Origin of the sequence: Priestia sp. YIM B13551, assembly GCF_042787905.1 — a bacterium.
Lineage (GTDB): Bacteria > Bacillota > Bacilli > Bacillales > Bacillaceae_H > Priestia.
Genome location: NZ_JBHZOX010000012.1, coordinates 23,229 through 45,735, shown reverse-complemented (window position 1 = coordinate 45,735; position 22,507 = coordinate 23,229). Strand labels below are relative to the sequence as shown.

At 32.2% G+C, this 22,507-nt stretch carries 19 protein-coding genes; 13 read left to right on the top strand and 6 right to left on the bottom strand.

Annotated features, from left to right (window positions below; translation table 11 throughout):
• Positions 1 to 180: 180 nt before the first annotated feature.
• Positions 181 to 1,326 carry a M20 family metallopeptidase gene (locus ACFX4N_RS28010; protein WP_234015041.1) on the bottom strand — a complete coding sequence of 382 codons (1,146 nt, stop codon included), beginning with the start codon at positions 1,324 to 1,326 and terminating at the stop codon, positions 181 to 183.
• A 374-nt stretch (positions 1,327 to 1,700) separates the two neighbouring features.
• On the opposite strand from ACFX4N_RS28010, the gene ACFX4N_RS28005 reads away from it, so the two are divergent.
• The 6 genes from ACFX4N_RS28005 to ACFX4N_RS27980 all read left to right on the top strand — a co-directional run bounded on the left by ACFX4N_RS28005 (position 1,701) and on the right by ACFX4N_RS27980 (position 8,219).
• Positions 1,701 to 3,128: a YfcC family protein gene (locus ACFX4N_RS28005; RefSeq protein ID WP_053488672.1), complete on the top strand. Its 1,428-nt coding sequence runs from the start codon at positions 1,701 to 1,703 to the stop codon at positions 3,126 to 3,128.
• A gap of 59 nt (positions 3,129 to 3,187) precedes the next feature.
• Positions 3,188 to 5,299, top strand: a complete 2,112-nt coding sequence (locus tag ACFX4N_RS28000) for a sigma-54 interaction domain-containing protein (protein ID WP_377263501.1) — start codon at positions 3,188 to 3,190, stop codon at positions 5,297 to 5,299.
• Positions 5,300 to 5,699: 400 nt separating this feature from the next.
• The gene (locus tag ACFX4N_RS27995; RefSeq protein ID WP_053488669.1) at positions 5,700 to 5,948 is read left to right on the top strand and encodes a hypothetical protein; all 249 of its coding nucleotides are present in this window, start codon (positions 5,700 to 5,702) and stop codon (positions 5,946 to 5,948) included.
• Between the two features lie 337 nt (positions 5,949 to 6,285).
• Entirely contained in the window at positions 6,286 to 6,618 is a 333-nt protein-coding gene (locus ACFX4N_RS27990) for a hypothetical protein (RefSeq protein ID WP_377263499.1), read from the top strand.
• 381 nt (positions 6,619 to 6,999) lie between these two features.
• Entirely contained in the window at positions 7,000 to 7,305 is a 306-nt protein-coding gene (locus tag ACFX4N_RS27985) for a hypothetical protein (protein WP_377263497.1), read from the top strand.
• A gap of 332 nt (positions 7,306 to 7,637) precedes the next feature.
• A complete protein-coding gene (locus ACFX4N_RS27980) occupies positions 7,638 to 8,219 on the top strand; it encodes a type 1 glutamine amidotransferase family protein (RefSeq protein WP_377263495.1) in 582 nt (193 codons plus the stop codon).
• Between the two features lie 276 nt (positions 8,220 to 8,495).
• Here ACFX4N_RS27980 and ACFX4N_RS27975 read toward each other — a convergent pair whose 3' ends face one another.
• Together ACFX4N_RS27975 and ACFX4N_RS27970 are read right to left on the bottom strand one after the other, a co-directional pair.
• Entirely contained in the window at positions 8,496 to 9,917 is a 1,422-nt protein-coding gene (locus ACFX4N_RS27975; RefSeq protein ID WP_377263493.1) for a sensor histidine kinase, read from the bottom strand.
• Complete coding sequence (locus ACFX4N_RS27970; protein WP_377263491.1) at positions 9,910 to 10,611, bottom strand: response regulator transcription factor; 702 nt, start codon at positions 10,609 to 10,611, stop codon at positions 9,910 to 9,912. Before ACFX4N_RS27970 ends, ACFX4N_RS27975 begins: the two co-directional genes overlap by 8 nt.
• Positions 10,612 to 10,764: 153 nt before the next feature.
• Here ACFX4N_RS27970 and ACFX4N_RS27965 point away from each other — a divergent pair, with 153 nt between their 5' ends.
• From ACFX4N_RS27965 to ACFX4N_RS27950, 4 genes are all read left to right on the top strand, one after another.
• Positions 10,765 to 11,514 (top strand): ABC transporter ATP-binding protein, encoded by a 750-nt coding sequence (locus ACFX4N_RS27965; protein WP_377263489.1) that lies wholly within the window; start codon positions 10,765 to 10,767, stop codon positions 11,512 to 11,514.
• Positions 11,511 to 14,126, top strand: a complete 2,616-nt coding sequence (locus ACFX4N_RS27960) for an ABC transporter permease (RefSeq protein ID WP_377263487.1) — start codon at positions 11,511 to 11,513, stop codon at positions 14,124 to 14,126. The genes ACFX4N_RS27965 and ACFX4N_RS27960 overlap by 4 nt, the downstream gene beginning before the upstream one ends.
• A 560-nt stretch (positions 14,127 to 14,686) precedes the next feature.
• On the top strand, positions 14,687 to 15,235 hold the full coding sequence (locus tag ACFX4N_RS27955; protein WP_192100808.1) for a hypothetical protein: 549 nt from the start codon (positions 14,687 to 14,689) through the stop codon (positions 15,233 to 15,235).
• Between the two features lie 476 nt (positions 15,236 to 15,711).
• Positions 15,712 to 15,900, top strand: coding sequence for a hypothetical protein (locus ACFX4N_RS27950; RefSeq protein WP_011106177.1), 189 nt, complete (start codon positions 15,712 to 15,714; stop codon positions 15,898 to 15,900).
• Between the two features lie 239 nt (positions 15,901 to 16,139).
• Here the strand turns inward: ACFX4N_RS27950 and ACFX4N_RS27945 are convergent, their stop codons facing one another.
• A complete protein-coding gene (locus ACFX4N_RS27945) occupies positions 16,140 to 16,580 on the bottom strand; it encodes a YaiI/YqxD family protein (RefSeq protein ID WP_011106179.1) in 441 nt (146 codons plus the stop codon).
• A 602-nt stretch (positions 16,581 to 17,182) separates the two neighbouring features.
• Between ACFX4N_RS27945 and ACFX4N_RS27940 the strand changes: the two genes are divergently transcribed.
• Complete coding sequence (locus tag ACFX4N_RS27940) at positions 17,183 to 17,545, top strand: hypothetical protein (RefSeq protein WP_301264858.1); 363 nt, start codon at positions 17,183 to 17,185, stop codon at positions 17,543 to 17,545.
• A gap of 214 nt (positions 17,546 to 17,759) precedes the next feature.
• Here the strand turns inward: ACFX4N_RS27940 and ACFX4N_RS27935 are convergent, their stop codons facing one another.
• Positions 17,760 to 18,023, bottom strand: coding sequence for an ArsR/SmtB family transcription factor (locus ACFX4N_RS27935; protein ID WP_053488319.1), 264 nt, complete (start codon positions 18,021 to 18,023; stop codon positions 17,760 to 17,762).
• A gap of 167 nt (positions 18,024 to 18,190) precedes the next feature.
• Between ACFX4N_RS27935 and ACFX4N_RS27930 the strand changes: the two genes are divergently transcribed.
• Positions 18,191 to 19,582 carry an MFS transporter gene (locus ACFX4N_RS27930; protein WP_053488320.1) on the top strand — a complete coding sequence of 464 codons (1,392 nt, stop codon included), beginning with the start codon at positions 18,191 to 18,193 and terminating at the stop codon, positions 19,580 to 19,582.
• Positions 19,583 to 20,203: 621 nt separating this feature from the next.
• Here the strand turns inward: ACFX4N_RS27930 and ACFX4N_RS27925 are convergent.
• Entirely contained in the window at positions 20,204 to 21,211 is a 1,008-nt protein-coding gene (locus ACFX4N_RS27925) for a DUF3231 family protein (RefSeq protein WP_192100821.1), read from the bottom strand.
• Positions 21,212 to 21,824: 613 nt separating this feature from the next.
• Here ACFX4N_RS27925 and ACFX4N_RS27920 point away from each other — a divergent pair.
• Complete coding sequence (locus tag ACFX4N_RS27920) at positions 21,825 to 22,277, top strand: VOC family protein (protein ID WP_029320891.1); 453 nt, start codon at positions 21,825 to 21,827, stop codon at positions 22,275 to 22,277.
• Positions 22,278 to 22,507: the final 230 nt, after the last annotated feature.

Genomic DNA, 22,507 nt, shown 5'->3' with positions numbered 1-22,507 from the left:
AATCAAAAATTCCCTAACATATAAATTAGAAATTAATGGGGATCATGGGCAGCAGGACAACTTGTACGTTCCAGATTTTAAAAAGAAGTAACGAGAGACAAATAAAAAAAGAGAAGCGTAAACCCTTCTCTTTTTTCCATATCGACATTCAGGTGAAAAAACACCACCTTTTTCTTGTTATTACAATTTTAATAATAAATTAGCGAATAAAGATGAGCGTTCAGCCAGTTTATCGATTTGTATATGTTCATGCGCTGCATGAATGCCCTTACCACAAGCGCCTAAACCGTCGAGAGTAGGAATACCTATAGCTGCTGTGAAGTTTCCATCGCTTCCTCCTCCAACAGCTGCTTCTTCTAAGTCTATATCTAGTTCACTAGCAATAGCTTGAGCACATTCAAATAATTCCTGTGTTTGTTCAGTTTTAACCATTGGAGGTCGGTTCATACCACCGGTTACTTCAAGCTTTATTCCTTTTGATAGTGGTTTTAAATTTAAAATAATGTCCGTTACTCTTTCTGCCTCTTCCTCTGTTGAAACACGTAAATCAATATCGGCTTCAGCGTATTCTGGAACCACGTTTGTGCCACTTCCTCCAGTAATCGTGCCAACATTAACAGTTGTACCTTTTGGATAGTTAGTTAATTTTTGTAGTAAAATTACTTGCTTAGCTAATTCTTCAATCGCATTTACACCGTCTTCATGATGATTACCCGCATGAGCTGCGCGTCCCCATATTTTTAACTTGAAAATTCCTGCACCTTTACGAGAAGTCTTTAAGGCGCCTGAACCAGCTACAGCAGGCTCAGCTACGAGTACAGCCTCACTTTTTTTCGCTTCTTCCTCAATATATTCTTTAGAGGCAATTGAACCAATTTCTTCGTCTGAATTGCAAAGGAAGACGATTTTTTTGTTGAGAGGAAGCTCCAGGTCTTGAATTGCTTTAATTGCCCATAGAGATTGAATAATTCCACCTTTCATATCTAATATGCCAGGACCAAATAGTTTATTTCCTTCTTTTTTAAGTTTAAGCCTACCTTTCTCCCAAACCGTATCAAAATGCCCAATTATTAAAATTTGTTGTTCTCCTTTCCCAATTGTAAACTTCATGTGATTTCCGACTTTAGTTTCTTTTATTACTTCGTAGTGTTCTATATCTAATCGGCGTTGAAAAAGGTGTGTTAAATATGTACCACATTCGTCTACTAACTCTTTATTACAAGAGGGCGATTCTTTTTTTACAAATTCGATTAAATCATCTAGCATATCCCGTTCGTGGTCTTGTAAATAACTATAAATGGTTTGTTTCGTTAACAACTGACTCAATATAATTCCTCCTCTGAATTCTGCAATATATATGTGCTGAGTGTGTATGGTCTCACTTAATACTATTGCAAGAACCTTGCCAACTTTGTTTTCTTACTAAATCACCTTTCTTTGCATTTTTATTGTTTTATAGGTTTATTTATAGGTCGTTAACAACTTATAAATAAACCTATAAATATGTTTTTTTGATGTAAACTATTTTAAAGGGTTATTTTATTGATCTGAGAAACTGGCACGATTTTTGCATTGTGTTTAAGTGTATAGTATTAATTGTTTTTAGGAGAAAGATTTCTGAATAATCACAATATGGTTAAAGGAGGGATAATGGTTTTTCTTAATATTGTACATTTTACTTTGGAGGAGGAATTATATTTATGCAATCTACAGCTGAAAAAACAATTCATAAACCTATTAAACGAAAACTATTTAAACCTGACGCTTATGTCCTTTTATTTTATATTTTAATCATCTGCACGATAGCTACTTATCTTGTTCCATCAGGAGTATTTGATCGAGTGAAAAAAGGAGACATTACGATGACTGTTCCTGGAAGTTATCACTTGGTAAAATCTACCCCGGTTAATTTTCTAGAGATCTTTACAGCAATTCAAGCCGGAATGGTTGCAGGTGCTCCACTAATTTTTCTTATTTTATTTACAGGTGGCGCATTAGCTGTTATTGATAAGACTGGAGCCATTGATACGTTTATTCGTAATGTTATAAATCTATGTAAAGGACGAGTTCTTCTTCTTATCATTCCTATTTGTTTAATGTTTTCTATACTTGGCACTACAGGTATCATTGTTAATTCTGTTATTGCTTTTATTCCAATAGGAGTAATGATTGCGCGTAAATTAAAATTGGATGCGATTTTTGGTGTATCTCTTATCTATCTCGGTACTTATGCAGGATGGAATGTCTCATTGATAAGCCCACAAACCTTAGGATTATCTCAACGAATTGCCGAGCTCCCTCTATTGTCTGGAATGAGCTTTCGTATTGTGATTTATTTGACTTTCTTAGTATGTACTATCTGTTATATCTATTGGTATGCACGTAAAATTAAAAAAGACATTAGCCAAAGTATCCTGGGTTTAGAACGCTTTCCTAATTCTTTAGGTACAAACGAGAACGAGATAAAAACACAGAAACTAACACTGCAACATAAAATCGTTTTATTATTTTCGGGAGGTTCCCTATTAGCATTTATTATTTGTACACTTATTTTTAAATGGACTGAAAACGAAATGGCGGGTTTATTTATTTTTATCGCTATAGGTGCGGGACTTATTTCTCGTATGAAGGTTAATGATATCGCTAAAACATTCATGGATGGATGTCAAAAGCTTGTATATGGAGCTCTAATTGTGGGGATGGCACGTGCAGTCATTATTTTACTTGAACAAGGACAACTCTTAGATACAATTGTTCATGGTCTTTCTACTCTTTTAGCGCCACTTTCTCCGATTACTGGAACGTTAGGAATGTTCATAGGTAGTGCAGCTATTCACTTTTTAATTTCATCTGGCTCTGGGGAGTCAACTATGTTAATGCCAATATTGGTACCACTGGCAGATTTGTTGCACATTACCCGTCAAGTAGCAGTACAATCCGTTTTATTTGGTGAGGGAGTAGTAAACTGTATTAACCCAACATCGGGCGTATTAATGGCTATATTGGCTACCAGTGGTATTTCATATGGTAAATGGCTTAAATTTATGATTCCTTTAACTATTATCTGGTCTATCCTAGCTGCTATCTTTTTAACCATTGGTGTATTAATTAAATGGGGCCCTTTCTAGTTTGATTTAAAATCTGATAGAATAAGAGCAAAATGCAACTGTGTAGTAAGGAGAAAAGAATGAAAAAACCCACTATACTTCTTGTCACTATCAGTAAAAAAGTATGCAAAACATTTGAAGAAAATTTAAGGATGTTTTTTGGTTCAAAAATCTCTATTGAAACATGCTATGAGTCTCTACAATTAAATAAAGAGATGATTAATAAAGCTGATTTAGTTATATTATCAAGCCCAGTGCTAGAAGATTCTATTAAAGCACTGAAACCTAATATTCCTGTTATGGTTGCTAGACGTTCTATTCGAATTGCAAAGCTCGAGCCACTCTTAGATTTGGCTCCTAAAACAAAAATCCTATTGGTTACTAATGATATAAAAAATGTTAGAGATTCTATTCATCTTCTGCATTCGTTTGGCTTTGGGCATTTAACATTAGTTCCTTACGTTCCTGAGGTTACAAATGCCCAAGAGGCTGAAAATTTCGAGTTTGCTATTACGCTTGGACAAGTTGAGTTGGTACCTAAGCATATAAAGAAGGTTATTGATTTAGAGAACCGACCTATTGATTTAACCACTTTGCTTGATATTGCTCGTCTTTTAAATTTATCTTTAGAAAAAGCTCATTTTTATACAGCAGAATTCTTTAGAGATTTTGTGAAAATGGGAAGGAATTTATCATTATCTATTCAGAATGAGAAAGAACTAACACAGAAATTAGAATCTGTTTTAAATGCAGTGCACGAAGGAATTATAGGGCTAGACGAAAAAGGACTCATTACCTCAATTAATGAGGATGCTCATCGAATTTTACAACTTTCTTCTATAAATTGTATTGGAAAGCATTACAATGAGGTTATACCTAATTTTCAGATTAGTGAGAATTTAAATGAACAAAAAGAACAACTAGATAGCATATTTCAAATAAATAACCGGTCATTGCTGGTGTCAAAAGTTCCCTTAACCTTTAATCAAAAACTTATAGGCCTTGTAATTACGTTTCAAGATGTAACAAGGGTTCAAAGAATGGAGCAAGAAATTAGACGGAAAAGTACAGAGTTAGGTTTAACAACGAAATACTCATTTGACAATATTATTGGAAACAGCCCTTTGATTGTATCTGCCAAACAAAAAGCAAGTCGTCTAGCCAAAAGTGATTATACAGTTTTGATCACTGGAGAAAATGGGACAGGAAAAGAAGTGTTTGCTCAAGCAATACATAATAGCTCTGAAAGGAAGGAAGGCCCATTTGTAGCAGTAAACTTTGCAGGTTTAACTGAAACATTAATAGAAAGTGAACTATTTGGTTATGAGGGTGGAGCGTTTACAGGTGCTAAAAAGGAAGGGAAAATGGGGTTATTTGAACTTGCTCATAATGGAACTATTTTTATGGATGAAATAGGAGATGCCTCCTTAAGCATTCAAGCATCTCTTTTACGGGTTCTTCAGGAACGCCAGGTAATGCGTGTAGGCGGTCATAAAGTTATACCGATTAATGTACGGGTAATTGCTGCAACCAATAAAAACTTACAGGAAATGATTAAGGAAGGTACGTTTAGAGAAGATTTATATTACCGTCTCAACGTCTTACCACTAAACATTCCACCACTTCGAGAAAGAAAAGAAGATTTATTTACACTAATAGACTTCTTTTTTAAGTTAAATAAGAAAAATTTAGTATTTGACTCATATGTAAAAAATCTTTTAATAAATTATAATTGGCCAGGAAATATACGTGAACTTGAAAATTTCATTCATTATTTAATGGTTATTGTGGAAGGAAATAAAGTACTTAAAGATCATATGCCAGATCAGATTTTGTTATCTCGAGAGACTTCTAATTTAACAAATGATTCATTGTCTGAGATCGAAGAGGCTATTATCTTTTTAAAAAGAGGCAGTTTCGCAGAAGATTATAAAGCCATATTAAAAATACTAACAATTTATAAAAAGCAAGAAACAAGTGTAGGAAGAGGTATTATACAAGAAATGCTTCCTTATTTCCTGTCTGACTCACAATTGAAACATCGATTATCTATGTTAAATAAGGTTAACTGTATTAAAGTTGGAGTTAGAAAACAAGGTACAGAGATTACAGAGTTAGGTATAGAAGTACTAAGTCGATTTGAAGACTTAATGACTTCCAATGAAAGAAAGGCTGTTATTTCTTTTAAATAACAGCCTTTTTGGTAAGTGTTTTTTATTTAAAAAAAGAATAAAAACATAATTAAATCATCCCATTTATCCCCATCAGTAATCCATTTGTCTTTATGTAAATCATAGCATGGATCATAATCATGAAAACTAAAATTGACAGGTGACGTAATGCTCTTTCCATCTGCCTTATTCCAACAATCCACAAACCATTCTACAATAGTTTTTGTCTCAACTTCGAACAATTGAACAAAAGCTGCCTTTTTTATGGGCCTCTTGTACATATCCAAGTTTTAGAGATTGCAGTTTTTGCATAAAAACATCGATATTTAATTTAATAGGGCCGATTGGCGTATGGAGTAACACTTTTTAAAACGATATAATTCTGAATATACAGAAATATTTTGAGTGGGAGAGTGGAAGTATGAGTGAAAAAAATAAAGAAATTGAATTTATAAAAATTATATGTGTCTTAGATGGTTTGACTGAAGGCTTGAATATTATAAAAGGGCAGGAGTATTACGGATTTGAGACTGTCGATGAGTTGGGTTATAACGTTTATACGGAGAACGAAAAAGGAAGATTACCTATTTATATTGGATCATATCCAAAGTCATATTTTCAATTAATAGATAATGAAATACATGTTGTAACGTTTGAAAAAAATACCTAACATTTTAGACGGCCCTGCTTTTTCTATAAAGGAAAAGTGAGGTTATTATCTATAACTAGTGAAGGGTCCAATAAAGAAAGCAACATGAAGGGCGTCATTACGCATATAAAGCTTGTATTAACGCGGTAACGTTACTGAATTAGCTACTATTAGGTAACGAAGTCGCAATTCTTTAGATACTATGTAGCTACTGCAGTAAGCTTGCCTATCCACTCAAAAAATAACAAAGATTTTATTTAACTGCAACTAAATATTTAAAGAAGGATTTATTTTACTGTTATTGAATCTATACAGGACGGTTTATTTCAAATCTCAATTGCAGAGAGGGGAAATGATAATGGCCACTGGAAGAGAACGGGCGGCAAGGAGTATTTTGGGTCAATCAGGATTGAGGAATAGGAATCCAGACAACGCTACGTTTGATGAAAAAGGAATAAAGCCTCGTACCTCAAATTTTGAAAGAGTTGCGACTCCTCGTGAGGGTTCTACTCGAATAGCAAGGATGGCAGAAGAATATAGGGCTGAATATAAAAGGGTAAAAAGAAGAGAACAATTTTTGCAAGACACAATAGATTTATTAAGTGATTGTAATAACAAGAAATCCGTTGGAGAGTTAAAGGAATTAATTAATTTAGCAAAAGAACGATTAATTATGTATAAAGGTAAATAGAAATTATTTCTTTTTTTATTACTGAGGTAGTATGATACTAATACGTTCACATACACATTTTTGTGAGTGCATTTTTGCTAGGAGAGAGCAGCCAGTATTGATGGTTGCTCTTTTCGTATTTGCAAGGCGAAATGAGGAAGCTAGGTATAACAGAATCAGATATTTTTTAAATGCAAATGATGGAGAAAGAAATACCTAGTATAAGAAAAAACTGTATAGATAGTCGAATGGAGATGGCTGTTATTATAATAGCTGTCTTTTTTATATGACTAATCAAGATTGATATGTATTTATCGTAAAATTACAGATTTCTTTTTTAATTAATACTGTATAATAACAAAGATAAGGTTCGATGCCCTACCTTTTTTATAGGAGGATATTATGAGTAAAGCAAGAACAAGTAAAGCATTAATAGTTTTCGGTATTTTATTAGCAATTGGTGTAATAACAACTGTGGTATTCCTATGCATATCTGAGAAAAATCCTGCGTACTTGGATTATATGCTACTAAGCTTCGGTGCTGTTAGTCTAGTCGGAGTATGCTTTCAAATATACATTAAAGAAGTAGTCGTTAAAGAAAAATGGTCAGAAATACCTTTAGTTGGTAAAGCTATATGGTGGTTTATCTTTACTACAAATAGTTTAAATTTCATAGATCAATTCATGACAGCGTTTATCTTTCGGTAAGCGTTCTTTTTTATTATTATTTTAATGTAGATAAGTATAGAGTTTTTCCTGATTACTATGTTTAAACTCCTTTTATGTTTCCCTTGCTCTTACTTTATCAAAAACGTTCGTAAAAGTGTATGATTTTCGATAGACGTTCACAATTTCACTTCAAACTTAAACGAACGGTAAAAATATAGATTTCTCATGTAAAAGAAAAGTCCGTAAACGTATACTTTTACGAACTACATTATTTTCTATTTTATGGAATGTATATAATGTGGTAAATTAAGTTAGAAGATTAATAATGTAATTGATTATATTTCTGATAAAGAAATAGGAGGGACATATAAATGAAAAAAGTGTTAGTTTTTATTACAGATGGTTTTGCTGATTGGGAAGCTAGTTATGTGACTGCAGAATTAAATAAACCGGAAACAGAATTTCAAGTTCAGACAATTGCAATTGATAAAAATCCTAAAGTTTCAATGGGAGGATTGACTGTTCTTCCGGATTACAGCTTACAAGACTTTTCTTTTAAGTTGGAATTTGCCATGTTAATTATTCCTGGTGGCACTGGATGGAGAGAAGAGAAAAATCATCAGGTAAAGAAGCTTGTGAATTTTTGTCTTGAAAATAACATTCCAGTTGCAGCAATTTGTGATACAACTACCTTTTTAGGGAATTATGGGTTTCTTGATCACCATAAACATACAGGCAATTCATTACCTTATTTAAAAGAAGGAGCACCTAATTATCGAGGGGATGAAAAATATATAGATGAACAATCTGTTAGTGATGGTTGTCTAATTACAGCTAATGGAAGTGGTGCACTAGAATTTTCGAGAGACATTTTAAATAAATTAGAGGTTCTAAAAGGGAAAGAACTAGAAGAATGGTACGATTTATTTAAAAATGGCTTTATCAAAAGATAGTTGCATAGATGTGTGGGTAATCATTAATGAAGTTTTCTCTTTAAAGGTATTAGATAAAGGGAGAAAAACATCAAACACCTGCATTTAATGTGCAGAGAAATGCTCTCTGAGGAAATTAAGTTTGATTTTACATATAACAGATCATCCGATGCAAAATTCAGTGTTTTAGAAACTTTTGATTTCTTGCTATCGTTACATTTCATTAACCAAAATTCATTTTCGGAAAGAAAACACCATATAAAATTAATTATTAGTAAAAATAAAAAGACTACATTGCTAAGATGTAGTCTCAATAGGTAGGACAATTTCAAAAATAGTTCCTCCCCCATTATTGCTATAAGCTTTAATAACACCTCTATGTTGATCTATAATTTGTTTAGCTATAGACAACCCTAATCCATTTCCTCCTGTTTTTCTATTCCGGGATTTTTCTCCACGATATAATGGCGTAAATATATGAGGAATCTCGCTAGGTGAAATTCCCATACCGTTATCTTTTATAATTATTTTGCAATATTCTCTGTTTAATGTTGTAACCGTGACACATACTTCTCCTTTATTAGGAGTATACCTTATAGCATTTCCTATTATGTTTTCTAAAGCTCTAGATAGGAGATACTGATCTCCATTTATAATTATAACCTCTCCATTATTATAATTAGATTGTAAGCTTATCTCTTTTGTTAAAGCTGCTGGATAGAATCCTTTAACCGTAATATCAACTGTATTAATTATATTAATTTCTGTAAATTTAGGTGTAGGTTCAATATAATTAACAGTAGTAAAAGTATGTAAATCGTTAATCAGTTCATTTAAGATATTCGCTTTTTTATAACTAATATCGACATATTTATCAATTTTTTCTGGCGTATTAGCTACTCCTTTTTTTATTCCTTCCAAGCACCCGCGAATAGAAAAAAGAGGAGTCCGTAAATCATGTATGATAGAGGATATAAAAATTTTTCTTTCCTTTTCCATTTCATTCTGCTTATCTAGAGACTCTTTTAATGTTTCCTGCATAATTATTATAGCTTCAGAAAGTTGATTTATTTCCTTTACTGGAGTATGGGGTACATTAAAATTAAAATTTTGTTTACTTACTGAGTCAGTAGCTTTCCTGAATTCCTTTAATGGAAAAAGTATTTTTCTTTTAATAAACCTTACACTAATAACTAAAATTAAAACAAAGATAGATAACCAAATGAACGCTCCTCCCCATTCATTGATTACATAAGATATCCATCTATTAGGGGTATGTTTCATCTCAAAAGTACGATTATCTTGTACATAGGCTACGCCTAGTAGCTCGCCATTCGAATAAACCTTATATTCTTCCAAGAAACTTGACAATTCCATCTTAGTTTTTGAAATATCTGAGTTTAATTCATACTTATTAGAATTGTTAATGTTGGAAAATATTTGCTGTTGTTTCCGATCTATTAGTCTTATTTTAATTCCTAATGTACTAGTTTTTTCATTAATTGACCTTTGCCATGATAAATTATTCCATTGTTTCACATCATCTAAAACATGCTTCTTCATCCATGTATCTAAGTTATCCAATTCTACATTCTTATAAGGAGAATAAAAATCTTCATACAGATGAACGGTTAATCTTGTAATAAACAAAGGAATGACTAAAAATAAAATTAAAAAGATTAAGGCCCATTTCTTTATAGATAATTGAAAATTAGTCACCTGAAACTCCTTCTGCTTTATAACCTACTCCCCACACTGTAGATATTTTAAAATCATTTGTTTTTTCCTCAATTTTATCTCTTAATTTACCAATATAGACTCTCACACTATGAAAATCTCCTTGGTTATAGCCCCAGATTTTCTCAATAATTTGGTCATATGTAAAAACTTGATTAGGATTAGTCAAAAAAAGCTTGATAAGATCGAATTCTTTCGCTGTTAGGGGAACTTCTTCATCCCGTATAAATAAAGATCGTGTCAGTGTATTCAATTCTAAACTTTTAAACCGTATAACTTCGTTTGTTTTATTTTTCAATTGATTATTAAAATTATTTAGTCTTCTTTCAATTGCCTTAATTCTTGCTACGATTTCCCCTGGAGTAGCGTCTTTTACAATATAATCATCTGCTCCAATGTTTAATCCTCTAATTTTATCCGTATCGTTTTGTAAAGCACTGAGGAAAATGATTGGCATACTATACAATTGCCTTAAGCTTTTACAGAGAGCAAAACCCGAATCTTCTGGCATCATGATATCCAACAATATAAAATTAATATCTACTTTAGAAAGAATTTCCTTTGCCCTTTTTCCATTTGCAGCCTTATAGACTTTATAGCCTTCAATGCTTAGAAAATCTTCCAATAATTCAGCTATTTCTTCCTCATCATCTACAATTAAAACGTTTTTATCCATAATAGATTCTCCTCATTAATTAAAATACAATTAATTATAACAATAAATTCTTTTGATGTTTATTTTTGTTAAATTTGATACTTTTTTGATATTTATTGAATAATATTTTTAGATTTTTTCCTTAACATAAACCCTATAAGGGGGTTATTAAATATGAAAACTATATTAAGTGTTGAAAATATTACTAAAATATACGGCGAAGACTCTAATGAGTTTTACGCATTAAGAGATGTAAGTGTGACAGTAAAAAAAGGCGAATTTTTAGCGATTATGGGGACTAGTGGTTCTGGAAAATCTACTCTGTTAAATATGATGTCTGGTCTAGATAAACCCACTAAAGGGGAAGTAACTTTGGATGGTCAAAAAATAAATCATTTAAAAGATTCTGCTTTAACAACTATAAGAAGAGATAATATAGGGTTTATTTTTCAATTTTTCAATTTAATACCCGTTCTTACAGCTATAGAAAATGTTACTTTACCCATTGATCTAGCAGGAAAAAGAAAAGCAGAAACAAAAGGAAAAGAAATTTTAAAACTTTTAGGAATTAGTCAATTAAAAGATTCATACCCTTCTCAAATGTCTGGTGGCCAGCAACAACGTGTTGCAATAGCACGGGCATTAGTGACAGAACCTAAAATTATATTGGCTGATGAACCAACTGGAAGTTTAGATTCTAAAACAGGAAAAGAAATTTTAAATATACTGAGACATTTTTGTGATAACTTAAATCATTCCCTCGTAATGGTTACCCATGATGCGAATGTAGCATCATACGCACATAGAGTGATTTTTTTACAGGATGGAGTAATTCAAGACGAACTAATATTAAAGAATGAAAATTTATCTGCTAAAGAAAAAGTTACTAAAATAACTGAAAGAGTGGAAGGTATTTCATTATGAGTTTAATTTTTTCTTTAGCAAAAAGTTTTCTTAAATCACGAAAAAGCAGAACTATCTTATCCATTATAGGGATTTCAATTGGCTTCATGTTACTTATTTCTTCTAATATACTAATGAGTACTTTAGAAAAATCAAATGAAAACATAGTTGAGGAGAAATACGGTAATTATGACTTATTAGTGGGTTATCAAAAATCTAGTTTATTTTTAAATAATAGCGATGTAGATAAAATTAATAAGCTTGAAAATGTTCAACAAACCAGCCCATTTCTTTATCCATATATCGGTAAAGATAACCCTTATAAAAAAGAGATGGAAATTCAGCCAACGTATGTGGGATTGAAAAGTGATTCTTTATCAAAAGAGCATGAATTCACAAAGCTATCTTCAGGTCATCTACCTGGAAAATCTGAAGTAGTTATTCCATATAGCTGGGCTAAAGCAAAGAATTTAAAACTTGGCTCTAAATTAACTTTTCCATTTCCACCAAATGAACAGAGAACTGTACGTGTCTCAGGAATTATGAAGAAAAGTGAATACCTTCACTCAGTTGTTTTATTTCAATATGATTGGTTATCTAAAGCTACTTCTCAAGACAATCATGTTACAACATTAATGATCAAATTAAATGACTGGCATGCAAAAGGACAAGTAATAAACCAATTAAAAGAGATTGACCCTAAATTTTTTATTGATGGACAAATTAAAATGGATAAAGAGCGAGAGCAATTAGGAGGACTAAAACCTGTCGTTCAAGGGTTAAATATAGCTGTATTGATTGGAAGTGCTCTTTTGTTAATTAGCACGTTGCAAATGTCGATTCAAGAAAAGAAAAAGGAATTAGCTACTCTAAGGTTATTAGGGGCAAAGAAGATACAAATAGCCTGGTTAGTGATTTCTGAGTCAGTAATTATTGCAATTTTATCTGCTTTACTAGGTGTCATTTTTGGCATAGGAATCTCTTTTATTCTAAAGGATGTAATAACAAAAGTGAGTGGTATATCAGTAGAAAATACTTATATTGAATGGCCCTCAATTATGTATAGCGTGTTATTAGGTATTTTTATAACAATAGCAGCAAGTACAATCCCTGCAACTTTAGCCAGCAAATTATCTCCTATGCAAGCATATAGACAATCCATTGACACGGAACATAAAGCAAGGGTTGCTTTACCTTTTATTAGCGTTTGTTTAGTTTTCTTATCTATTGTTCTAAGCTTTTTTAATTATATAAAAATCCACGATCCTAAGATCTATATACTGTCAGCTGCCATATTAATTTTATCTATATTTGTTGGTATTTCTTTCTTGTTAAGATGTACTGTTAAAATATTATCTTTTATAATCAAACCTTTTTTAAAACAATATAGTTTATTAGCAAGTCGTAATACGATTAGGCAGTTACGAAGAAGCGTACAAATAGCAGGTGTAATAATGCTAGGTGTTATCATAAGTATTGTTGGAATAAGTGTATTAACTACAGTGAGAGATACAACGGAGAAATCAATATTAACGAAATACCCTCTAAGTCATGTAATTGACTCTAATTCAGAGTATGACAGACCTGGATTACCGTTAACTTTTTATAATCAAGTAGACAGCATTCCCGGGGTGAAATCAGTCCCAGTTTATAAAGATATTACGGTATTTACTCAAAACTTTGACGAATCTAATATCAAAAAGAATTCAAAACTTATGTTGTACAATATAAATAAAAAAAGGGAAGTCATGACAGGTCTACAAGGTGTAGACTTTAATAAGATGAAGAGCAGTTTACCCTTAAAAGTGACTAAAGGAAGCATAAACACAAACCAATTAAACCAAGGTGGAGTGGTCATAACAGATTGTGGTTCTAAAGTGTTAGGCTATAAATTAGGAGACTACATTAAAGTTATCCATGATACGGAATTAAACTTTAAAGAAGATAAACTTGAATATAAAGATGGAAAATCTAAAGAGCAAGTACTCAGTCTAAAAGTAGTTGGTATTATAGAAGATTATCCTATGCAAGAAGGTCCTGATATAGGCATCTATACTTCACCTGAATTTATGAAAAAACATTTCAATATAGATAGTATAAATGAAGTCTATTATAAAATACTCGATAAAAAATCCCAAAGTGACATAGAAAGTAGGGTTGAAACCCTAATAGGAAATCAGCCTTCGTCTAAAGTTATATTATATAACCGTCAAACTGAATTACAGACGTTATATAACCAATTTAATCAAAGGGTTGTTATTTTATTATCATGTGTGTTGTTGATTTGTTTGTTAGCAATGATAGGCCTAATGAACAGTATGGCAAGTAGCCTTCAAGAACGCTCAAGAGAGTTTGCTACAATTCGCGCTTTAGGAAGTAAGACCAAAAGTATAGTTCGTTTGACATTAGTAGAAGGTGCCATGGTTACATTAGGTGGTGGAATCCTAGGAGTTCTTTTCGGATCTGTATTATTAAACCAACTATTGTTGTCACTTGATCATAATAGTATTACTCTCCCTTTGAAAATGATATTAATTTGTTTGATTACTACTCCTATAATGGGGATAGTTGCAACCTTAATTCCAGCAATGTACTTATCGAAAAGAGATATCCTCAAGGAATTATCTGATTAATAATATAAGCCAGCTATAATTAGCTGGTTTGTGGCTTATTAGATTCAATAATAGATGTGGGCTTGATATAATTTCACTCCTTGCCTTTGAAGTCATCGAAAGCATGCTGTGAAAAATAAAAGTAAAAAGCTATCTCATTCCATGAGATAGCTTTTTCAGTAAGTGGTGATTAACTTACTAATCGACTTGTAAATTATAAATAATTTGGATAATAAAGTAAAGTATTTTTATTCTATTGCATATGTATAAAACATGCGCTTTTTATACGTTTTTTTCTCGTTCGTCTCCTACTAAAGCGTTGGTATGTCAAAGATGTATAAAAAGCTGCATATCCGATAAAAGTCATCCTACTCCGAACCCTTTTCCTGCATGGGTTCTTTTTTGTGGTGTGTTCCGGAAAGAGACCTTATGTAAACTAGCTTTGTATATCATATACAGCGTAAAAACAGAAAAACTCCCCCAATGCGTTAAGGAAGTTTTCTGTGTAAAATTCGAATAAGAAAGTCCGTAGATGCCTCACGGCGTCTTGTGTAGTTTGCTCACTATATAAGAAAATATTCATGTTGGGCAAGTTATATAATACTAGTCCATACTATTTTCTTAAGTTTTGGACAATCCTGTTAAAAGGTAATCTTAGTGAGAGGAGAAGAGAGAAAATATTAGTAAATATTATTATGGGATTTTTTGTACCTTGGGTTTTTGGTTTCATATTATACAAGAAAGAACCTATAATCGTTCTTTTAATTGCACCAATAGGAATGACAGTAGCTTTTATACTAAATGATTGGGGAAGTAATTACTTTTGGCAATTCAAACCGACTTTTAGAGATCTAAGTTTATCAGCACTCCCTTTAAATATTGGTTTCTATCCTGTCTTATCTTCTTTTTTAATTTATTTTAAGATAAAAAAGAAGATTAATACGATTATCCTTTTACTTTGTTTTACTCTCTTTACTACAGGTTTTGAAGGCATCGGTTTAGTCTTAGGAAAAGTAGAATATTTTAATGGATGGAATATTATAGGAACCTTTATCAGTTATTTAATAGCGTATTTTATTATTTATGGCTATTATCGAAGTTTAGTAAAGCATCATATTCTAAAGAATTAAGCTTTTCTTTATAAATATAAAGGTTTCATACTTATTTGAAGCCTTTTTCCGTTTTATTTCCTAGAATGGTGATTATGTAAACTATAATTGTATATCTTATACACCTTAAAAACAGAAAAAACTACCTTATGCGAGTAAGATAGTTCTTCTGGTGAATGTCTAAATAGATGTATTTGACACCTTATAGTGTCTTGGGTAGTTTGCTCATTGTATTTAATATTATTCGAAATAGGCAAGTTTAATATAATAAAAATAGACAGAATATTTTATTAATTACTTTACTTTGTAATCGCTTTCATTTATACTAAGTGTAGGTTGGATGGCATGAGTGGCTGTCATAGTATTTAGCGTAGGTGGGGCTGATACGAGGGAACAGGGCATAAAAGAAATGTCCTTTTTTGCTTAGGAAATTTTATGGAATTCTTTCGAAAGTTTTTATTTTTTCACTTAGTTGATTAATTAGAGAGGTGTTTTATATGAATAGAAATAAAGGCACTAACGTTTTTTTATTAATGTTTTCGGTAATCTTTATTTGTGGAGGATTATTATTAACAAATGTTTTTATTTATTCCCCTATTATTGGTTGGCTTCTAGCAGGATTTTGTTTAATAATGAATTTTATTTATAAAGAGGAACAGTTTAAATATAGAAAAAGAGAAGATTAGGAATATGATCTTCTCTTTTTTTACAGGTTCTTATAACGGTGGTTATCTTAACGAGAATTTTGCTCTTTTTTTGTTAAGGGCCCTTTTGTGGAATAATACTTAATGAGAGAATTAGGTAAATTTTGTTAAAATAAATAGAGAAGATTGTGAAGAAATGTACTTAAGCTAACGGGGCAGGTTAGTTTAATATTGGGACAATTTATTTTTTTAGGTTTTTCTTAAAAATGGATGGTTCTTTTTTAACGTGAAATGGCTCTTTTAAAAAGCCCCTTAAATTTCTCCCTATCTTCAGATGTAAATGGTTTTGGCCCCTTTGTACGCTTTCCGCTTTTTCGAGCCATTGCACTCAAATAACGTGTTTGTAATAATTGGTCAATGTTTTCATTTGTATAGCTAGACCCATTATGGTGAAGTACCGCGCACCCTTTTGCTAAACCTAGCGAAGCAAGACCATAATCTTGCGTAACGATTATATCTCCTTTCCCTGCTAACTTCATAATCCGGTAATCCGCAGCATCTGCTCCAGAATCAACATAAATGGTTTCCACTCCTGATGGTTGTTCCACATTAGAAAAATGAGAAAAGCTAGTAACAAGGATAACAGGAATTTCGGCATTCGTACCTTCAGAGATAATGATATCTTTTACCGGACAAGCATCTGCATCAACATAAATTTTCATCTTTAGCTCTCCCCGTAAATAAGTTTGAGTTGATGATAATGGAAAATTTAGCCTTTGTCAAACAATAAAGATGGTTTACCTAAAATTATTAAAAAACAGTTATTCTATTAAAGGGCGCGTTTAATGCTCTCTTTTTTAAAAGGAGAAGCTAATTTGATCTTACGTAACCTTCTAAAGTATGAAAAAGATGTTATTATCACTTATGAAACCCATAATAATAATGATGTGGTTGCTATTTATTGGGAGTGTGATGATATTTGTTTTTAATTCATTTATGTGAACCTTGTAATGTTGAGGAAATAACAACTCAAATAGATCCGAAATATAAATGCCCTAAGTGTGGGCTATTGACTGAAGATAGATGGATTGATGAAGGAAAGGAGTATGAATCGTGAGTTTTAAGAGGGAGAATTAAATACTTTATACATATAAAATATACGTAACTAAGCGTCCTTAAAGGAGTTATTTAATGAACCTTCCTAATGGAGTAACCGGTTTTCATAGTTCAATAGATAATAAACCGAATGAAATAGATGAGAAACATTTTAAAGATATATGCTTCAATTTAGTTAGAAAAAATCAGGGAAGAATATTAGACATTGATGAATCAAATTATGTTCTTTACAAACTTATTTAATAAGGAAAAATGCAAACATAATACATATAAATTAGAAGCTGATTTCTCCGCAGATCCCATCTGGTGTAATGATTGTGGAGAAAACCTTGATCTTGAAGAATTTCCTTTGTCTGAAAATCTTAAAGGTGAGCTTGAAGAGTGGATTGATGATTATGGAAACTGGATTGATTTTGATACCGATTCTTTAAGGGAAAATGGAATAGAAATGGAAACTGAATATAACCAAAAAGGTCTACAGCTCTTTGGACAAGTAAAAAAACAATTAGGTATAGACTATCCGATTGTTTTTGTTCCTTCTAAATCAGGAGAACTATACAAAGACCTATAAGAAAAATAAGCAGTCCTTAATAAGAGGACTGCTTATTTTTCACGACCGATAACACGTTTTATGTGAACTAAAAATGCATATCATAGTCATCTTAAAAAACAGAAAACCAACCTCTGAGTCCTAAAAGTTGGTTTCCTGCTCTTGGAGAAGAGATTCGTGTTGGATTGCTGGATGCCTCACAGCGTCTTGAGTAGTTTGCTCAATTTACTGTTTGTTATTCTTCCATTACATTTTTAATCCAGCTTAAAATCACTTCTAAACCATCTTTGTTAAACAGATAAAAATAACGTTTGCCTTCTTTCACCAAATTAATAAGATGATTTTTCTTTAATTCTTTGAGATGGTAAGACAATTTAGTATTTGAAATATTGATACCTTCTTCATTTAAAATCGTTAAAATATCCATTGGACAAAATCCATCCTTTGCCTCAAATGTATCAGGTAAAAATTCTCTCCTTTCACGATCAAATTGTAGCATCTCAATAATTCTTATACGTATTGGATCTTGAAGTACTCTAAATGTATCGGTTACATGACTATTTTTTATCATAAATTTATTATAATCGTTAGGTTATTGACATTTCAAATAAATTTGAATCATAATGATAATAATTCAAATTTATTTGAAATGAGGGGATTTTCTGTATGAGATTCACACGACAAGAAATTATTAGCCTAGTAAGCATTTGTATCGGTAGTTTTTTAATTATTTTAGATACAAATATCGTAAACATCATCATTCCACCCTTACGACAACAACTCGATTTAACCATTTCACAAACGTCATGGATTGTGAATAGTTATGTCTTGACGTTCGCTTCACTAATACTATTCTTTGCTAGATTGAGTAAACGAATTGGAGCAAAAAATGCATTTATTGTAGGAATTAGCATTTTTATGATAGGTTCATTATTTTGTGGTTTATCAGTAACTTATAATAATTTACTTATTTCTCGAATTCTCCAAGGAATTGGGGCAGCTTTGTTTGCTCCTGTTGCTACCACACTGCTATCTTCAACTGTAATAGAACCACAAAAACGTGCCCTTGCATTCGGTATTTGGTCAGGTACATCAGGCATAGGTTTTGCATTTTCCCCTATGATTGGAGGATTTTTCAATGAATTATGGGGGTGGAGAAGCATTTTTTTTATCAATATACCTTTTACTTTGATTGTTATTGTAACAGCATTTACAGCTATTAAAGATATTAAAAAAGAAGATATTTCAATGTTTATAAAGGAGCAAATGACAGTAGTACTACTTATTTTTACATTTGTATATATAACTCATGAATATAAAATGATGATCCAATTTCCATTTCTGTTTATGACAGGATTCCTAACGCTACTGTTTTTGGGGTGGAACTATGGTAAAAAGTTTAAACAGAATCTTACTCACGTTGTACAACGACAAATGTTTTCAAGATTAAATATTTCAAGTTTGATAAATGGTTTCACTTATAACTTTTCAATATATGGAATTATATATTTCATCTCCATTTACTACCAAGAAAATTTGCATCTATCATCCCTTGAAACCGGTATTAAATTTCTGCCATTAACATTATCTGCGATGTTGTTATCATCGTTTTTATCACCCATATTAGTTAATAAGTTCGGGAAAACTTTAACACAACAACTTTGTTTATTTGCAATTATAAGTGGAAGTATAATTTTATTCGTTTACTTTTCGATAACAAAAGTACCTCCTCTTATTCCAGCCAGCTTTATCCTTCTAGGTTTTTCTGGAGCAATTGCTCCTGTATTAATGAATGCAGCCTTCTTGGCAACTGATGAAATGTACCATAATGAAATATCCTCTTTAGTAAATCTTGCACGTCAAATGGGCAGTGTTTTAAGTGTGATGATTGTTTCTATCATGTTAGATCTCCTTCCAAAGGAAATCGTTATACAGTATTTCATACTATGTACAATAATCATCTCTGCCCTAGCGTACACCTACTTATCCTGGGCAAACACATTTTCGATTAAATCTCTCCGATATAGTAATAAAAAGGATAGTACCCATCACCGGTAAAGATTTCTTTGCCAATTACTCATTAACAATATTCATTAAATAAGTAATGCCTTAATTAATAGGCATTACTTATTTTTGTACCTAGAACGTTGATTATGTTAACTAAAGATGTATACCATATACAGCATAAAAAGAGAAAAAACTCCTGTCGTTGGCCAGGAGTTTTTTCTGTTGAGAATTCAAATAAGAAAAGTGGTAGATGCCTCACGGCGTCTTGGGTAGTTTGCTCGAATAATAATAACTTATTCATTTTTAAGAACTTTTGTTAGAAGTACTATCTGATTATGCAACTCGTTCTTAGTAGGTAAATGTCTACAGTTATCATAATCTGCAAGTAGACATTTAACCTCCCTATAGAATAGGAAATGTTCATAGTTATCGAGCATATTTTCTCCTCCTGATGCTATCCCTATCTTTTATATGTACCCCTTCAACACGTTCTTCTAACACATGATTTCCGATAAACAACATTATGGTAACTAGCTTTGAGTATGGTATACAGCTTAAAGAAATAAAAAAAACTACCAACCGGAAAGAGGTAGTTTTTCTATAGCGCAAATGGAATCGTGCTGATGCTTCATTGCATCTCGAATAGTTTGCTCAAGATATTAGAGTTATTATTTATTGTTTTTCTTTTGCAATTTCTTTTCTATTAGGAGCAAGTGGTGGCTGTTCTAGCCACTTGTTTTTCACCATAATATCAAACCAGTTTTTGGTGATTACTAGATTTTTTAGAATGGCTTTTTCATAAGCTACACCAAGGTCTGTTCTCATGGCTGATGCTAGACCTGTCCCGTGATATATTTGTGCAGTTTGAGTCAAGAAACCAATATGATACAACATTAATTTATCCGAAAAAGGAGAGTCTTTTGACGTTGTAACTTCTGATTCCCACGACATTGGAACTGGCAAATTATCCTTGTGCATAATTTTTGTTAAGGCTTGTATGTTTTCATCAGCCGTTTTTTCAGAATGCTCCAAGAACTCTCTTACCTCTTTCGATTCAGTGACTTGACTGAATCCGATTGAAAGAGCTTTAGCCATAATGCTCTTTTTAATGTTAAGAGAACTACTGATCATTTCTGTAGCAGATAAAACTCTACCTTTTCCGAAGAATCCATCAGAAAAATCTTTGGTAGATATAAATTCAGGGCTCTCGTTAGGATAGAAATAGGGGTCTCTTTGGAATTTTCCTTTTTCAAGCAATAACTCAATGGTTAAATCGTACATATTTTTTGCATCATTATCACATGAATTGTAAAATTCCCGTAAGTCCTTTCTAACAGAAACACTTAAAGAAGTTGTATGTCCCAACAAACCATGCACAGTCATAAGATGCAAATAATTTAAGCAGAATGTGTCAGAAAACAATCTCTCTGCACTTTTATTAAGGTCGGACTCAGTAAATCCAATTGGAACGGGAAATCCATCTTTCTCAAGGAAGGAAACAACCTGCTTCTTTTGCTTTTCGAAGGTCTCAAGGGCAATTAAAAAAAGGTTTTTTATTGATTCGTCTTCAATAATAGAAAACATATACCTATTTACTATATCAGTCATTGTTCCGTTTACATACTCCCCCCAAAGTGTTCCTATTTCGGAAGATGTAAGTTTTAAATTATCATTTTTCATTTTCTCACCTCTTGCGTATTATTTACTAATTTATTAATAGATATGAATTATTTCTTGAATTAATGGGACTTGAGTTGAAGAAGGACAATGAGAAATCACATATCCTTAATGCCACGTATTGAATATATCTAATACAGAAAAAGGGAAGCTCACATTTGTGAGCTTCCCTTTTAGTTTATAGGTTCCTGATGTTAAGTAAATCGTTAAGTATTTCATAAAAATAATTGGTTTAACTATTTACTCTAGATGACGACAAATAGCGTCTTTTTCTACAATATACAACAAATATGGCCTAGTGACAGGTAGAAATATTTTGTGGGGAAGTCGAAGTTGTTTTACCGAATAGCAACTACGGTATCGAATTTTTGAAACTATTTAAACATGATGGCATTCACGAAATAAGGTTGGCAAATATTCCAATAGTAGAAGGTTTAAGAGGTTTATGAAATGTTGTTCGTTAACAAGATATTATATGACATATCCGAAAACCCAGTTTCACATTTCCCTATATTGTGACAAGGTGTTTCTTGTTTGAAAGGGATTTGAAACTTTTTAATAGAATAATTATGAAGATGGTCAGATAATAAATTTTTACACATAAGGAGATAAAACTATGGCAAAAAACAACTTACTAAGAATGGACAATGTCAGCATCGTTGTAGAATCCCTTGATGACGCAATTTTTTTCTTTGAGGAGATTGGCTTGAACCTCGAAGGGCGAGCCACTGTCGAAGGTGAATGGGCTGGTCGCGTAACCGGATTGGGTTCTCAGTGCGTAGAGATTGCTATGATGGTTACCCCAGATGGCCACAGCCGACTTGAACTCTCGCGATTTCTCACCCCACCTACTATATCAGATCACCGGACTGCTCCTGTAAACGCCCTCGGTTATCTACGCGTCATGTTTACCGTTGAAGACATTGACGAAATGGTATCGAGACTCACTAAGTATGGTGCTCAGCTCGTTGGCGAAGTGGTTCAGTACGAGGACTCGTATCGGCTCTGCTACATTCGTGGAATCGAAGGACTTCTAATCGGTTTGGCAGAACAACTTGGTAACAAATAAGTAAGTGACATTTTATAAAAAGCCTTTACTGAAATATACATTACTGAAGTAAAAATATTCGAAGAAAATTCCTATTCAATAAAAGTGCGCAATTCACCTGTAAAGGTTCTTTTGCTGGCTCACTTCCGGAAAGAGGTATTATGTTAACTACGTTTGTATAGAATATACAGATTAAAAAGAGAAAAACTCCTGCTGTGTCTGAACAGGAGTTTTTCTCTTTTTATTAACAG

Excerpts from the sequence above, each read along its gene's own strand:
- ACFX4N_RS27980 (WP_377263495.1), top strand. The coding sequence starts at position 7,638 with ATGAAAAAAGTGTTAGTTTTTATTACAGATGGTTTTGCTGATTGGGAA.
- ACFX4N_RS28000 (WP_377263501.1), top strand. The coding sequence starts at position 3,188 with ATGAAAAAACCCACTATACTTCTTGTCACTATCAGTAAAAAAGTATGC.
- ACFX4N_RS27930 (WP_053488320.1), top strand. The coding sequence starts at position 18,191 with ATGAGATTCACACGACAAGAAATTATTAGCCTAGTAAGCATTTGTATC.
- ACFX4N_RS27920 (WP_029320891.1), top strand. The coding sequence starts at position 21,825 with ATGGCAAAAAACAACTTACTAAGAATGGACAATGTCAGCATCGTTGTA.
- ACFX4N_RS27985 (WP_377263497.1), top strand. The coding sequence starts at position 7,000 with ATGAGTAAAGCAAGAACAAGTAAAGCATTAATAGTTTTCGGTATTTTA.
- ACFX4N_RS27995 (WP_053488669.1), top strand. The coding sequence starts at position 5,700 with ATGAGTGAAAAAAATAAAGAAATTGAATTTATAAAAATTATATGTGTC.
- ACFX4N_RS27960 (WP_377263487.1), top strand. The coding sequence starts at position 11,511 with ATGAGTTTAATTTTTTCTTTAGCAAAAAGTTTTCTTAAATCACGAAAA.
- ACFX4N_RS27935 (WP_053488319.1), bottom strand. The coding sequence starts at position 18,023 with ATGCTACAATTTGATCGTGAAAGGAGAGAATTTTTACCTGATACATTT.
- ACFX4N_RS27950 (WP_011106177.1), top strand. The coding sequence starts at position 15,712 with ATGAATAGAAATAAAGGCACTAACGTTTTTTTATTAATGTTTTCGGTA.
- ACFX4N_RS27965 (WP_377263489.1), top strand. The coding sequence starts at position 10,765 with ATGAAAACTATATTAAGTGTTGAAAATATTACTAAAATATACGGCGAA.
- ACFX4N_RS27945 (WP_011106179.1), bottom strand. The coding sequence starts at position 16,580 with ATGAAAATTTATGTTGATGCAGATGCTTGTCCGGTAAAAGATATCATT.
- ACFX4N_RS27990 (WP_377263499.1), top strand. The coding sequence starts at position 6,286 with ATGGCCACTGGAAGAGAACGGGCGGCAAGGAGTATTTTGGGTCAATCA.
- ACFX4N_RS27925 (WP_192100821.1), bottom strand. The coding sequence starts at position 21,211 with ATGAAAAATGATAATTTAAAACTTACATCTTCCGAAATAGGAACACTT.
- ACFX4N_RS27955 (WP_192100808.1), top strand. The coding sequence starts at position 14,687 with ATGTTGGGCAAGTTATATAATACTAGTCCATACTATTTTCTTAAGTTT.
- ACFX4N_RS27940 (WP_301264858.1), top strand. The coding sequence starts at position 17,183 with ATGAATCAAATTATGTTCTTTACAAACTTATTTAATAAGGAAAAATGC.
- ACFX4N_RS27970 (WP_377263491.1), bottom strand. The coding sequence starts at position 10,611 with ATGGATAAAAACGTTTTAATTGTAGATGATGAGGAAGAAATAGCTGAA.
- ACFX4N_RS28005 (WP_053488672.1), top strand. The coding sequence starts at position 1,701 with ATGCAATCTACAGCTGAAAAAACAATTCATAAACCTATTAAACGAAAA.